The organism is Capnocytophaga periodontitidis, assembly GCF_016126015.1.
GTDB classification, from domain to species: Bacteria; Bacteroidota; Bacteroidia; order Flavobacteriales; family Flavobacteriaceae; genus Capnocytophaga; species Capnocytophaga periodontitidis.
In genome coordinates, this window is sequence record NZ_JAEFDB010000008.1 from 83,216 (window position 1) to 98,225 (window position 15,010).

A 15,010-nucleotide genomic window follows, 5' to 3' on the forward strand; every position below is an offset into this window, starting at 1 on the left:
TTATCTATTTTACTACATCGAAATCAAATTCTAAGGGGTAGATTCCTTGTACATCGATTTCGCGACCTTGAGCGTCTTTAGCGGGAGCCATTTTGGGGAATTTTTGGAAAAGGCGTTTACCTTCGGCTGCTAAAATAGGTTCTCCTTCTACTTTTTGAACAGAAAAATTACCTTTTTTGTCAATTAGGTAATATACTTTCACATTTCCTTTGATTTTTTTGTTGAGGGCTTCTTGAGGATAATTTAAATTATTGACTATCCAGTCGTTCAAACATTCGTCAAAATTAGCTTCTTTGGTGGTATAAATGCTTTGATAATGCAAGCAGTGAGGTTTTTGTTTTACCACTGAAGTGTTATTAATGTCAACAGCTTTACTGTCTTGAGCTTGTATAGTAGCGAAACTGGCTACTAATAAGATGCTTGTTACTAAGGTTTTAATTGCTTTCATTGTTTTAGATATTTTAAAATTTTCAAAAGTATTTATACATTAATTTTGCTTGATGTAATTGAGAATTGCAAAAAGCTACTTTGTTCTGTAAGTTTATTATAATGTTTTACTGTTTCTATAAGTTTTGAATTCTATAGTATGATCATACTTTGGAGTTCTTTTTTACAGTTGAAAACATAATCTCTTTACTTACAAATTTTACAAAGGTACAACTTTTTTTTTAACTAACAAGTTTCCAACCATTTTTCTATTACTTTAGGGAAGTGCTCGTATTCTAAAAGGTGTATTTTTTCTGCTAAAGTATCAGCGGTATCGGTAGGTAATACTTGGGTTTTTGCTTGAAAGAGGATGTTACCTTCGTCGTAATGTTCGTTTACATAGTGAATGGTGATACCGCTTTCTGTTTCGCCATTAGCTACTACGGCTTGGTGTACGCGAGCGCCATACATTCCTTTGCCGCCGTACTTAGGCAGGAGTGAGGGGTGGATGTTGAGAATGCGGTTAGGATAGGCAGTTATAAGATTTTCAGGTACTTTCCATAGGAAGCCTGCCAGCACAATAAGGTCGGGTTGTTGTGTTTTGAGAACATCGAGTACTACATTTGTTTTGTAGAAAGCTTGTCGGTTGAACACAAGAGAAGGGATATCTAAGCGTTTAGCGCGTTCCAGCACGCCAGCTTGTAGGTTGTTGCAGAGGATTAAACTCACTTGAGCGCTACCTTTTTCGCTGAAATAAGTAGCGATACGTTCGGCATTTGAGCCAGAACCAGAGGCAAAAACAACGATTTTTTTCATAGTTGAATAGGCAAATTAGCAAATTGTGAAAGGGTAAATTTCACGGCATTTTCTATTTCGGTATAGGAAACTTTTTCTTTTCCTATATAAATAAAGGCTAAAGCGTAGGGTTGTTCAGTTAGAGGTAAAAGGTGTTTTTGTAGTCGATAAGCCTCTCGCAATCGGCGTTTGAGTAAATTTCTATCTACAGCGTGTTTAAAAGTGCGTTTAGGCACACTTATCAGTAACTGATAAGGTACCTTAAGAGCAGTGATAGGGGTATACAACAAACGTATGGGGTAGGCTGTAAGTGCCTCACCCTGAGCGAAAAGTTGCTGTATATACTCACGTTTGCAGAGTTTTTCGGCTTTTGGAAAAGTATACATAGGGCAAAAATACGAATAATTTGTCAATTAGCAAATTTAGTCACTTAGCAAAATACATATTATCAACAGATGTAACCAAAAATCTATTTCTTAAAAAACGTTAAATTTTCATTTTAATTTCATCTAAATGAATGTTTTCATCTAAGTGCTTTATTTTTAGTTTATCGCTTTATTTACTTAAAAATAAATAACTTACACTTTAATAGTCACGTATAAGAAAATCTTCATTTTTTTAAGAGAATATTTGCGGTATTTTCATTGAATCTTTAAAAACGTTGAGAATACTGTAATTTTTTAACAATAATGCTAAGTAATCTTTAAAAAACAGTTTTTTGGGAAAGATTTTGCACTCTTTAAAACGGCCGCCAAAAAAAATGCTATATAAATTTGCATTTATAATTTTTTTTCTGAAACTTTGCAAAAATAATTGACTTAATATAATAGCGATGAAAGAAAAATTGATGTACGCACTGTTATGCGCTGTGCTGTTCGTCGGCTATGCTTTTGCCCAAGAACACACCGTAACAGGGGTAGTAAAAGATGATGCGGGCACTCCGCTACCCGGTGCCTCTGTAGTAGTAAAAGGAACCTCTCACGGGGTCGCTACCGATTTTGATGGTAAATACTCCATCAAAGTACCTAATAATAAGGCTGTATTGGTCTTTTCGTCATTAGGTATGAAGCCTGTCGAACGTCCTGTAGGTAATAACAAGGCAATCAATGTAACACTTGAAGTGGAGGCGCAACAGCTTACCGGTGTAGTGCTTACAGGTTACCAAGAGTTCGACCGTTCTAAGTTTACAGGTAACGCCCAAACCCTTAAAGCCGACAATATTAAAATGGACGGCGTGGTGGATGTAGGTCGTATGATTGAAGGTCGTGCCGCAGGGGTAAACGTACAGAACATTTCAGGAACTTTTGGTACTTCTCCTAAAATTACCATTCGTGGGGGATCATCTATCTTTGGTGATACTAAACCGCTATGGGTAGTAGACGGTGCTGTACAAGAAGAGGTAGTACCGCTAACCTTCGAACAGCTCGCCTCTGGTGATGCTTCTACTTTGGTAAGTTCAGCTATCTCTGGTATCAATGCGAACGACATTGAGAGTATCGAAATTCTTAAAGATGCTTCAGCCCTTTCTCTTTACGGTGCGCGTGCCCTCAACGGTGCCGTGATTATCACTACTAAAAGCGGTAGAAAAAACGTAAAAACTCAGCTAAACTACCAATTGGAAGAGTCAGTGCGTATGATTCCTAATTACAATCAGTACGACATTATGAACTCTCAAGAGTCTATGGGAGTCTACCGTGAATTGGAGGAAAAAGGCTATTTTTCACTTTCTTCATATACACAAGCGCGTTATGGAGGGGCTTATAATATAATGTATCGCGCTATCGATACTTATAATCCTGCCACAGGTACTTTCTTGCTTGAAAATACCGAAGCTGCACGCCTTGCATTCTTGCGCAAATACGAATACGCCAATACCGATTGGTTTAAAACACTTTTCCGTCCTTCACTTACACAAAACCACACCGTGAGTCTTTCAGGTGGGGGTGAAAATGCGACTGTATATGGTTCAGTAGGTTTCTTTGTAGACCCAGGATGGACAATCGCCGACCGTGTGCATCGTGTAACAGGAAACCTCAAAACTACCTATACCCTTTCGCCCAGCGTAAAAATAGGGGTACTCACTCAAGGGTCTATACGTACCCAAAAAGCTCCTGGTACTTATAACCGTTCTGCCAACACTGTAAGCGGTGGTTATGATCGCGATTTTGATATCAACCCTTTCAGTTATGCGCTCAACACCTCACGTGCATTGCGCCCTTATGGTGATGATGGCAAATACGAGTACTACAGCTACAACTATGCTCCTATGAACATCCTCAACGAGCTCGCTAACAACTATATGGATTTGAACGTGCTCGAGTATAAAATTCAAGGGGATTTAGAGGTTAAATTAGCTAAAGGACTTAAATACAACTTCCTCGGTTCTATACGTCACGTAAAGAGTTCAAACGAACACTCTATGAGAGAAAACTCTAACGTGGTAGGAGCTTATCGCGCCAATCGCACTACTGTGATAGCCAAAGCCAATCCTTTCTTGTTTAAAGACCCAGAAAATCCTGATATGATTCCTCAAGTAGCATTGCCTAACGGAGGTATCTATAAACTTACCGAAAACAACTTACAAAGTTACTATTTCCGCAATGCTTTGGAGTACAAACGTTTATTTGACAAAAAACACGACCTAAAAGCATTCTTAGGGCAAGAATATCGTCATACTGACCGCGATAACTCTTTCTTCAACGGTTATGGTTACCAATTTGAGCGCGGAGGCACTGCCTTTACCGATTATCGTGTGATTCAAAAAGCAATTCAGGATAACTCTCCTTATTTTGGTAAATCATTCACTAAAGAGCGTGGTATAGCTTTCTTCTTACAAGGAACTTATACTTACGACAACCGCTATGTGTTTGCTGGTACAGCCAATTACGAAGGTTCTAACCAATTGGGTAGAAGCCGCAGTTCACGCTGGTTGCCTACTTGGAACGTGAGTGGTCGTTGGAATGCTTCTAACGAGGAATTTTTGAAAGACAATACCAAGATTTCTAACCTTGCTTTCCGTTTGAGCTATGGGCTTATCGCTGGTTTAGGTTCTGCCAGCAACGCTTTAGCTATCTTTAAAAACGAAGTAGCTAACCGTTACAATCTCAGTGATAGAGAAAACACTATATTTATAGAAGCACTTCAAAACTCTGAACTTACTTGGGAAAAAGTATACGAAGCCAACGTAGGTATGGAACTCGGCTTGTTTAAAAACCGCGTTAACTTGTCGTTAGACCTTTACCAAAAGAACTCTAAAGACTTGATTGACTATGTACGTACCTCAGGTGTTGGAGGGCAACTTGTAAAATTGGCAAACAACGCCTCAATGGTGACCAAAGGTATAGAGCTCGCTTTGGATACTAAAAATGTAAAAACTGATAATTTCAGCTGGAATACAGGTATCAACTTTGCGTATTTCAACCAAGAAATTACAAGCCTTACCTATCGCCCTAATGTGTACAACTTAGTGCGTGAAGTAGGAGGAAACGTAGTAGGCGGAGCACGTAATACCTTGTACTCTTACGACTTTATAGGATTGAACAGCAAAGGGTTGCCATTATTCAACTTGCTCAATGGTAGCACTAATTTTGAGGATATTAATTTCCAACAAATTGATAATATCTTGAGTTACCTCAAAAAAGAAGGCCCTGTAGAACCTAATATCACAGGAGGGCTTTCTAATACCTTCCGTTACAAAAATTGGGAACTCAGCTGCTTGATTACAGTAGCCGCAGGTAACAAAATACGCAAACCCGATCAATATAGTGTAGATTACAACGACCTTAGCGTTTTTCCTAAAGAGATGAGAAACCGCTGGATCAACCCAGGTGATGAAAGGGTAACTAATATTCCTGCTATTGCCGATAAAAGAACAGTTAATGAAGTAGGTAGAGCTACCCTCCGTCGTGTGTACAACGCCTATAACTATTCAACTGAACGTGTAGTTGATGGTTCGTTCGTTCGTATGAAAAGTATTGGGCTCTCTTATGCTTTCCCTAAAGACGTATTAGACGCTCTACACGTGAACAACCTTACCTTGCGCTTGCAAGCTACTAATCCGTTCTTAATTTATGCCGATAAGAACCTCAATGGCCAAGACCCTGAGTTCTTCCGCACTGGTGGGGTAGCTTACCCTGTAAATACCCAATATACCTTTACTATCAATCTTGGAATCTAAAAAAATACGTAAGCAATGAAAAAGAATATATATACACCCATAATAGCCCTCTTTTTAGGTTTATCGTTTACCGCTTGCAATAAATTTCTGGACGAACTACCCGATGCACGTACAGAACTCGATACACCCGAAAAAATACATGAGCTCTTAGCAAGAGCCTATCCTGACGCACTGTATGCTGATTTCTCCGAAACAATGAGCGATAATGCAGGTGATAAAGTAAACCTTGCTCAGTCGTCTATATTCAATACACAAATGTATTCTTGGCAAACTAACAACGAGTATAGCACTTGGGATACACCACCTCACTATTTCTATGCCGCTTATGGGGCAATTGCCAATGCTAACTACGCCTTAGAAGCTGTAGAAAACCTTGGTGGCGGTAGTGAACTTAACTACCTCAAAGGAGAAGCCTTGGTAGCTCGTGCTTATGCACACTTTATGTTAGGACTTTTTTGGTGTAAGCCTTTTAATCCAGCTACCGCTGCTACCGATTTAGGCTTGCCTTATGCCACTAAAGCCGAAAGAAAAGTGTTTGAAATCTATCGTCGTATATCAGTAAAAGATTATTACGATGCGATTGAAAAAGACTTGACTGAAGGTTTACCTCTTATTGATAACAGCAAGTATAGCAAACCTAAATTCCACTTTACCAAAGAAGCGGCTCACGCTTTTGCTTCACGCTTCTACTTGGTAAAAGGCGATTGGGATAAGGTAATTTCACACGCCAATGAAGCTCTTGGTGCTAATCCAGAAAACAAACTACGCGATGTAAAAGGACAACGTTCACGTACTTATGCACAACAAGGCTTGCTCTATGCTAGTTCCGATGAGCCCGCTAATGCTTTGATTATAGGCGCTTCCTCTCTTTATGAAAGAAACTTTGCCTATAACAAATATGGCTTGACCTTACAAAAATCTGAAGAAGTATTAGGTGATAACAAGCATCCGCTAAACGGTTTCGGCGCTACTTGGGCTTATTCTATTTACGGAAACGACGATTACCGCAATTTCCCTAAATACCAGGAGTATTTTAAATATACCAATGTATCAGCAGGTAATGGGTACGCTTATGATATGGCAGTGCTTATCTCTTACGACGAGGTATTCCTCAACCGTTTGGAAGCTTACTTGATGAAAGGTGAAAAAGCTAAGTTCCTTACTGATTTGGTAGTTTTCTTAAGAAAGAAAACAAGGCAAAATATCCCAGATTCTTTTGTGTTGAGTGAAGCAGATATGAATACCATTTATCAAAACAAAGGTACTGAGTTCGATCCTGCCTATACGCTTTCTACTCAACAACGCGAATGGTTACAAGCTGTAGCCGATGTGAGAAGAGCTGCTTTTGTGTTTGAAGGCTTGCGCTGGATAGACAACAAACGCCTCGGGATGAAAGTTGTACACGTGAAAGGTGGTCAAACTATGGAACTCCCTAAAGATGACCCACGTCGTGAGTTGCAAATCCCTGAAGACGCTATTTCTAACGGTATTACTGCAAACCCAAGATAACTTAACAACAAACGTTCAAATTAGTAAGATATGAAAAAGTTATATATCGCCGCAGTGTTAGCGCTGTCGTTAGCTGCCTGCAACAATAAAGAAACCCTTAGTTCTGAGAGTGTATTAAAACCCAGAACAACGGCTAAAACGCCATTAGATACCTATATCTACAACAATTTCCAGAAACCGTACAACATTATAGTTACCTATAACTATATCGATGCCGATTTTGAAATGGGTAAATATTTTTACCCTCCTACCGAAGCCAAAGTGCAACCGATGCTCGAAATCGTAAAAAAAGTATGGATTGATGCCTATTCGGAGGTAGCAGGGCCTAACTTCATAAAAGAAGTAGCACCGCGCCAAATCTCTCTTATCGGGGGGTACAACGTAAACCCCAGTGGTACTATTACCCTTGGGTTTGCCGATAGCGGTATGAAAATCACCCTTTTCAATGTCGATCAGCTCGATGTGACCAAACACGCCGCTACTCGCCAATATTTCCATACCATTCAGCACGAGTATTGCCACATTATCAACCAGAAGAAACCTTATTCATCTGAATATGGCAAGATTACCCCTTCTGGTTATACCGCCAACTGGTATAACGTGCGAGAAGCCGAAGCGAATGCCGCTGGTTTTATCACCCCATATTCTATGTTGAATGACATTGAAGACTTTGCCGAGATGACCTCTGGAATGCTCAGTATGAGTAAAACAGCTTGGGATGCTAAAATAAACGCCATCAGTAGTGCCACAGGAAAAGAGGCTATCCGCAAAAAAGAAGCTTTTGTAGTAGCTTATTTCAAAAGCGAATGGAACATCGATATCTACCAGCTACAAGCTAAAGTAGAACAACAAATGCTATCAGTATTACAATAACGCTAATCTCATTAATGAAAAAAATCATTTATATAACTATTGCAGTTTTAGGAATCTTTGCTTGCCAGAAAAACGAACCTGATGACCTTTTTGATGGTAAAACGCCTTCTGAGCGTTTTGAGCAAAGCCAAAATGAATTGCGCACCCAGCTTACCACCCCACAGCAGGGGTGGAAGTTCACCTATTTCACCGATAATAAAAAGTTTGGAGGGTTTACTTTCCTAATGAAATTCACCCCCGAAGGTTTTGTGAATATGGCATCCGATATAAGCGCTACCGCCTCCCCCACAACAAGTAAATACGAAATTAAATGGGGACAAGGTACTTTGCTTTCTTTCACCACTAAAAACTATATCCACGAACTTTCCGATGCTATGCAGGGTGAACAAGGAAAAGGATTAGAAGGTGAATTTGAATTTATTTATCTCGGAAAAGAAGGTAACAAACTCAAATTCAAAACTCAACGTCAAGCTACTGAACAAATTGTGTATTTTGAGCCCGCTACTGCCCAAGATTGGAATGTTATCCAAGACCTCAGCGGAAGTGTAGATGCTTTAGAAGGCGATATCCTTAGACACTTTTTTAGAGTAACCAAAGATGGCGTAACCAAAGATTATAGCATATCACTATCTAACAGATACCTAACGCTAAATCTCTCGTCCGACCCTTCTCAAACACTAAAAACAGCAATTGTCCCTACTCAAGCAGGCTTTACTTTCGACCCTCCTTTGGTGATTGAAGGCAAAACATTCACCCAAATTACTTGGGATAACAACGCTTCTCCAGCACGTTATATCACTACAGTAGATGGAGTAACTGCCGAAATACGCTTTGAGTTGAGACCCTCTCAAGAACATATCTCTAATGATTATCAGTCAGTACCTGCAACTGTAAACCGATTCTTATTCTTGTCGGAAACCTTGCTAAGTACTCCTTTTACTACCGAAGGTTTTAGAGATAATGTGATGAAAATAGAAAGCAGCAAGTGGTTCCCTTCACTACTGATTTCTTTTAAAAACAGTACCAAATGTGAAGTAGAAGTGCGCTATCAATTTCCTAATCAACAGTTTCAATCTCGACTCATCTTTGTTCATAACTACGAAATTAAAGATAAACGCATTTATATCAAAGATAGAACAAGTATCGACGGCACTAATTTAGATTTGTGGCAAGCTACTGAAAATGAAGCTATTTTAAGGAAAGCCTTAACAGCCCTCAACAGTATAGCCTACTTAGGAAGTGAAGGCCTCTATATAAAGAAGGTGCCTAATAAATTCCGTTATACCGATGATGTGTATGTAATACAAAGCCATCGTTTGCCTAATATCTATTTCCCAGCTTATGGATATTTTCAAAGAGATTAAACTAAAAAAGAACTTGCAATGAAAAAAATACTTATTTTACTCGTTACCATTCTTGCTGTAGCTTGTAGCAAAGATGATAATAAAATCAATAATAATAGTAACAACAATAGTGGGGGAGGAGGAAACACTTCCACTCCTACTGTTCAATACGACAATCTCAGTGTAGCAACTCAAACCCTTACTTTCATTACTTTAAGCAGTACCCAAACGCTCACTATTACAGCAGGTTCTGGCAGCTATAGCGCTACAGTAGCAGCTCCTATAGTGAGCGTAAAGGTAGTGAGTAACACTTTAGAGATTACCAGCGTGGCTACAGGTACCACTACTATCACAGTAGTCGATACCAAAAGCCAACAAAAAGCTGAAATTCCAGTAGTTGTAAAAACACTTTATACAGTAGATGCCAATGGCACTATCACCCATTCCGATCGCCATAACTTCGCCGATGATACCGATTTGGTACTCTCTGGAGTAAAAGCAGTAGGCGAAGGCGTGTTTAAAGGTTTTGGTGAGTTCAAAAGCATCACTACCAATGGAGTAGAAAATTTTGGAAAATTAGCTTTTGCCTATTGTCAACAAGTAGAACAAATAACCCTCAACGGGGTAAAAAACATTGGCTTAGGTGCTTTTCAGTTCAATGCTTCTCTACAAACCCTTACCATCACAGGGGTAGAGAATGAAGAGTTGAAAGTTAGCCAAGAAGCTTTTGCCTCTTGTGCCGAACTCAAAACAGTAGCATTGCCCGCACAAACTAAAGAAATAGGAAAGAATGCTTTCTTCCAATGCCGCCAAATAGCAGTAGTGAAATGTGCAGCAGTTGAACCTCCTAAAGTGTTTAGAGGCACTTTTCCTAACCTGATATCTGGTACTCAAAGAGTGTTGTTTGTACCTAAAGGAAGCAAAGAAAAGTACGAAGCTGTAGATAATTGGAAAAGCAAATTCAGTCGTATTGAAGAAACTGATTTTTAAAACCCTTTAAAACTACATTTACAATGAAAAGACTCCTCTTATTACCCATCATCGCTTTGGCACTTTTTGCTTGCCAAAAGAACGAACCCGATAACATCTTCGGTAAAACACCTGCTGAGCGATTCAACGAAAAAGAAAGCGAACTTCGCAGTGCTCTTACTTCCGCCCCTCAAGGATGGAAACTTACCTACTTTACCAAAGAAGGTACCTTTGGAGGCTACCATTTCTTGATGAAATTTACCCCCGAAGGATTTGTAACTATGGCATCCGATTTTAGTAGTAATACTGTTTCTGCAACTACCTCTAAATACGAATTACAACAAGGACAAGGAGTGAAACTCACCTTCACAACCAAAAACTATATCCACGAACTTTCCGATGCGATGCAAGGAAAACGAGGAGCAGGTTATGCAGGTGAATATCAGTTTCTATACTATGGTAAAGAAGGCGATAAACTCAAATTTAGAACGCAACGTGAATCTACCGAGCAATTTGTGTACTTTGAGCCTGCTACTGCTCAAGATTGGACAGATATCAGCACTCTTTCAAGCAACCTCAATACCTTAGTAGAGAATATCTCTAATTATTATATGAAAGTTACTGCCAATGGTAACACTACCGATTATGGGATAGTTATACAAAATGGCCGTATAGGGGTAGCGCCGCTTTCTAATACTAATAATCTCTCTCAAGCCTCAACTGTGGCTACCAAAGAAGGTGTAGCATTCAAACCCGCCCTTACTATCCAAGGTAAGAAGTTTACTGAATTTACACGTGATAACAATACCACACCTCCTACCTATAAAGCTACTGTTGATGGGGTAACTGTAGAGGTATACTATGCAGCCTACCCTCCTGATGCTTATGTGAGTGATGACTATCAAGCTATTGGCACAACAGTTAATGAGTTATTATTCTTTGCTGATCCCTTAGCTGATTATGCTTCAGATTTATTTGTTGAGAACATTTTGAAGATAGATAACGCTAAATCATTTAGTAGAGTTTATTTTGAATTTGATAAATCTACTATGAAATGTACAGTTTCACTGTTGTATAAATTTCCTAGTAAAACAAATCTTTCTTTATTAGTTTATACTTATGATTACGCTTTAAGAAATAAAAGATTGTTTTTAACAAATCCTCAACTTTCTACAACAAAAACAACAGACGCTTCTCTTTGGAATAATCCCCAAAATGCTGCTGTTTTAAATGCTGCTGTTAGAGCAATCAATTATATCGTAACAGCCTCTTCTGAAGGTTTTTATGTAGATAAAAGTACGGCTAAAGTAAAATATACAAATACAATATATATATTAAGGAGTCGTAGTGTAGCTGATTTCTCATTCCCAGCTTATGCAAATTAGATAATTTAACAACATTGTCAAAGCCTTTAAGGCTTTGACAATGTTTAATAATTCTTACTATGAAAAAAATAACCCTACTTCTGCTCGCTTTGAGTCTCTCGTTTTGCTCTAAAAAAGACGATGATACTAAAAACGCTAACTCAACTACCGTTACCCCCGAAGCTACACTTTTAAATGTCCCTGCTCAACAAGGCAACTACTCAGTGAACGTAACTGCCGATGGTGCTTATACCGAGCAAACCGATGCCGCGTGGATCAAACTCTCCCCCGACACCGATTATAAAACACTAAAATTTGAAGTCCTCACCAACGAAGGTGATGACCGCCACGGTACCATCAACCTAATGGTGCAAAACTCAGTGAAAGCCAAAATAGATGTCTATCAAAAAGCGCGCTTGTTCGTAACCCCCGAAACAACAGCCGTTGAAGTAGGCGCACAAGCTGCTGAACACACCATCAACATCACCGATAAAAATGTGAATGAATATACGCTCAAAGCGTCTCACGATTGGATTACTTTTCCTATCCAGCCCAATAAAAACAAAATTGTTTTCCAAGTAAAAGAAAACACCACAGGAGCTGATAGAACAGCTACAATTACCGTGTTAGTAGGCGATAAAACCGCTGGCGAAATTGCGGTAACCCAAAGAGTAAATATATCGTATATCTTGCCTTTTATAGAGTTTGGCAAAGTAATCGACGATATTAAAAACTTTGAAAAAACGCGTAAAAGCACCCTCAAAAGTGAAAAAGATTTAGGCTCTGGCAGCCAATTAGTATATACCGTAACCGATAAACTTTTCAGCGAAATACAGTACGTAGTCAACTTGCGTGGCTTGCAAAAAGCAGGACTCTTTGCCAAAGAAAACCCTCTTACTGAGGCTCAGAAAAAGAACTTTGAGGACTTTCTCGTGCAAGAAGGGTTTGAGAAAATCACTATCAAAGGCTATAAAACCACTTTGGATATGACCCTCACCGATAAAGACGCCTTTGTACATCGCGAAAAACAAGTGTTAGTACAATTTATGGCTGATGCCAAAGCAAACCACTACGCGTTTTCTTACTATCCTGTACAGCAAAAAAACTTTACTACCTTTGCTCAACTTCCTGCTCTGCTTAAAAAAGGAGCTACTAAAGACGAAATAGCCTCTTATGAGCAAGCTAACGGAGGTATTTACGATGCTGCTAATTCGCCTCAATCCAATGAAAAACGCGATGCTTATACGTATAATGTGAACAAAAACAATGTACTCAGCCGCACTTATTTCGTAGGTAAGAGCACTAATACACTTGTAGGGTTATACCAAACCACTTTCCGTTTCAACACAGCTTCTTTAGCTTTCTTTGCAGGCTTAGATGGTGAATATTACCCTACTAAAGAATTTTTAGCCCTCTTGAAAAACGAAGGCTATGTGTACAGCGGAATCTCTAAAGGCTATTATATCTTCAAAAAAGGAAAAGATATAATCTCAGCTAAAGTGCTTATAGAAAACCAAGAAACCGTATTAGATTTTAGAGTTTACTATGTAAAATAACGTTCTATCCCTTAAAAGCCTAACCACAAATGAAAAAGTTATTATTATCTCTGCTATTAGGCGCTACTGTTAGTGCTTTTAGCCAAGAAAAAGAAACCGCTAAAGACAGTATTCCGTATGTGAAATGGTCTTGTGAATTTGATGCTGGCTTAGGGCTTGCCGAAATGGTGAGTAATGATTTCCAAATGAGAGGTGATGTAATGCGCATACAAATGCGAGTGTTCTACTCTCCTGAAAAAAACCTCCGCTTTGAAATGGGTTTTGGAGTCAGTGAGTTTTCACAAGGCGGCTTTCAGCAAAGTGAAAGTAACTATGCAATGCTCAATGTCTCTACCCTTGATGTGCCTGTGCGCTTAGCCATAACTACCCCTGTGAGCCCTAATATTGGTATTGTTACGGGTGCCGGACTCCATGTCAGCGCTCCTTTGTGGCGACAGTTCAAAACTCAGGATGTGAACAACAAAGATTGGATAGGAGGTACCGTTAACCTCGGGTATCACATTTTTGCCGGAGTAGATTTATACGCTTCCGACCACAGTAAATTAGCAATTTTTGGAGAAATAGGAGGCTCTTTCTGGAACAAAGGCAACTACATCACCCGTTACCACGCAATTATCAATTTTAGTTATATTTATACGCTTTAACCCCCTAAAAACACAATGAAAAAAATCACCCTCCTTTTGCTCGCTATGAGCCTTACGTTCTGCACCAAGAACGACAACGATGCAGTAGATAACCCTATCGACCCAGTGGAAAACCCCGCCCTGATGAAAGAGCTCACCGCATCTCCCGACGGCTGGAAACTCACCTATATTTCCTCCGATGATTCTTTCGGAGGCTACCACTTTTTGATGAAGTTCGACGTTCGAGGCAAAGTAACAATGCTCTCCGACCTCAGTGCTACAGCTACCCCTACTACCAGTAACTACACCACCCAAGAAGAAGGAAAAGGCTTAGTACTTAGCTTTATCGGCAATAACCAAATCCACCTATTAGCCAATGCTCTACAAGGGGCTATAGGCAATGCCCATATAGGTAAAGTCTATCAGTTTCTATATACAGGTAAAGAAGGTAATAATCTCAAATTCCAAAACTTGCTCCTCAGTGGTATGCAGTTAGTGTTCGAACCTGCCACCGCTGCCGATTGGTCACGTACCCCTGCGTTGTACAAAAATATCACTCCTTTAACCACCGCTGCCGCTCATTATTACCTAAAAGTAAGCACTGCTACAGGTACGCCCACTACCTATCCTATCGAGTTTACCAATAGAGTGTTATCACTGAAAAATACCCAAAGCAAAGTCGCTGTTTTGGCAACTGAAAAAGGTGTTGCTTTCCATCGCGCTTTTACCTTAGGCGGACAGTCTTTCACCGAGTTAGAACGCGTTGCAGGTAGTGTGCCCCCCGTGTATAAAGCAACCGTGAATGGCGTTACTGCCGAGCTTTTCTACTCCTCAGTACCACCTAATTTCTTTGATGGCGACGATTATAAAGATATCAATACCACTATCGAAGCTTTTGCTCTTATGAGCCAGTATTTCAAAAATAATGAGTATATGACCGAGGCTTTCTATGAAGATGTATTGAAAGTAGATGCCTCTACCGACCTCTATATGCTCAGAGTAATGTTCGACGGTGCCACCGATTGCCATATCCAAATAGGACATATTTTCCCTGAAAAAGGCTTCTCTGTACTCCAAATCAGCTGTAAGTACGAACTCAAAAACAAACGTTTGTACTTTAAAAATAGTGATAAAAACCTGAGCACTTCTGCTCCTGATGTTTGGGGTGACGAGAAAAACAAAGCAATCTTAGAACAAGCACAACGCGCCTTAGGAAGTGTCTATGCTCTTGGAGCACAAGGGTTGTACATCAAAAAACTGAACATCAAAGTTAAACCCCAAGAGGATAACCCCGTATATCTATTGCAAAGCTACGAATTTCCGTTGTACGCTTTCCCTATCTGGGGAGTCCCACTGTAGGGGCGATTTGTCAATC

Annotated in this window: 12 protein-coding genes; 9 read left to right on the plus strand and 3 right to left on the minus strand. The window is 39.6% G+C overall.

Annotated features, from left to right (window positions below; genetic code table 11):
* Window positions 1-4: 4 nt before the first annotated feature.
* The 3 genes from I7X29_RS11205 to rnpA all read right to left on the minus strand — a co-directional run bounded on the left by I7X29_RS11205 (window position 5) and on the right by rnpA (window position 1,607).
* Window positions 5-448 (minus strand): energy transducer TonB, encoded by a 444-nt coding sequence (locus I7X29_RS11205; protein ID WP_088593405.1) that lies wholly within the window; start codon window positions 446-448, stop codon window positions 5-7.
* Between the two features lie 224 nt (window positions 449-672).
* Window positions 673-1,242 carry a phosphoribosylglycinamide formyltransferase gene (gene purN, locus I7X29_RS11210; protein ID WP_198474760.1) on the minus strand — a complete coding sequence of 190 codons (570 nt, stop codon included), beginning with the start codon at window positions 1,240-1,242 and terminating at the stop codon, window positions 673-675.
* The gene (rnpA, locus tag I7X29_RS11215) at window positions 1,239-1,607 is read right to left on the minus strand and encodes a ribonuclease P protein component (RefSeq protein WP_198474762.1); all 369 of its coding nucleotides are present in this window, start codon (window positions 1,605-1,607) and stop codon (window positions 1,239-1,241) included. Before rnpA ends, purN begins: the two co-directional genes overlap by 4 nt.
* A 446-nt stretch (window positions 1,608-2,053) precedes the next feature.
* Between rnpA and I7X29_RS11220 the strand changes: the two genes are divergently transcribed.
* The 9 genes from I7X29_RS11220 to I7X29_RS11260 are packed head-to-tail and all read left to right on the plus strand — an operon-like array spanning window position 2,054 to window position 14,994.
* Window positions 2,054-5,398, plus strand: coding sequence for a SusC/RagA family TonB-linked outer membrane protein (locus I7X29_RS11220; protein ID WP_198474764.1), 3,345 nt, complete (start codon window positions 2,054-2,056; stop codon window positions 5,396-5,398).
* 15 nt (window positions 5,399-5,413) lie between these two features.
* Entirely contained in the window at window positions 5,414-6,907 is a 1,494-nt protein-coding gene (locus I7X29_RS11225; protein ID WP_198474766.1) for a RagB/SusD family nutrient uptake outer membrane protein, read from the plus strand.
* Between the two features lie 30 nt (window positions 6,908-6,937).
* A complete protein-coding gene (locus I7X29_RS11230; protein ID WP_198467458.1) occupies window positions 6,938-7,780 on the plus strand; it encodes a zinc-binding metallopeptidase in 843 nt (280 codons plus the stop codon).
* A gap of 14 nt (window positions 7,781-7,794) precedes the next feature.
* On the plus strand, window positions 7,795-9,144 hold the full coding sequence (locus I7X29_RS11235) for a DUF4302 domain-containing protein (protein ID WP_198474768.1): 1,350 nt from the start codon (window positions 7,795-7,797) through the stop codon (window positions 9,142-9,144).
* 18 nt (window positions 9,145-9,162) lie between these two features.
* Window positions 9,163-10,113, plus strand: coding sequence for a leucine-rich repeat protein (locus I7X29_RS11240; RefSeq protein ID WP_198474770.1), 951 nt, complete (start codon window positions 9,163-9,165; stop codon window positions 10,111-10,113).
* Between the two features lie 23 nt (window positions 10,114-10,136).
* Window positions 10,137-11,477 carry a DUF4302 domain-containing protein gene (locus I7X29_RS11245; RefSeq protein WP_198474772.1) on the plus strand — a complete coding sequence of 447 codons (1,341 nt, stop codon included), beginning with the start codon at window positions 10,137-10,139 and terminating at the stop codon, window positions 11,475-11,477.
* A 59-nt stretch (window positions 11,478-11,536) separates the two neighbouring features.
* A complete protein-coding gene (locus I7X29_RS11250; protein ID WP_198474774.1) occupies window positions 11,537-13,012 on the plus strand; it encodes a BACON domain-containing protein in 1,476 nt (491 codons plus the stop codon).
* A gap of 29 nt (window positions 13,013-13,041) precedes the next feature.
* Window positions 13,042-13,656 (plus strand): hypothetical protein, encoded by a 615-nt coding sequence (locus tag I7X29_RS11255; protein WP_198474776.1) that lies wholly within the window; start codon window positions 13,042-13,044, stop codon window positions 13,654-13,656.
* A gap of 15 nt (window positions 13,657-13,671) precedes the next feature.
* Window positions 13,672-14,994 carry a DUF4302 domain-containing protein gene (locus I7X29_RS11260; RefSeq protein WP_198474778.1) on the plus strand — a complete coding sequence of 441 codons (1,323 nt, stop codon included), beginning with the start codon at window positions 13,672-13,674 and terminating at the stop codon, window positions 14,992-14,994.
* Window positions 14,995-15,010: the final 16 nt, after the last annotated feature.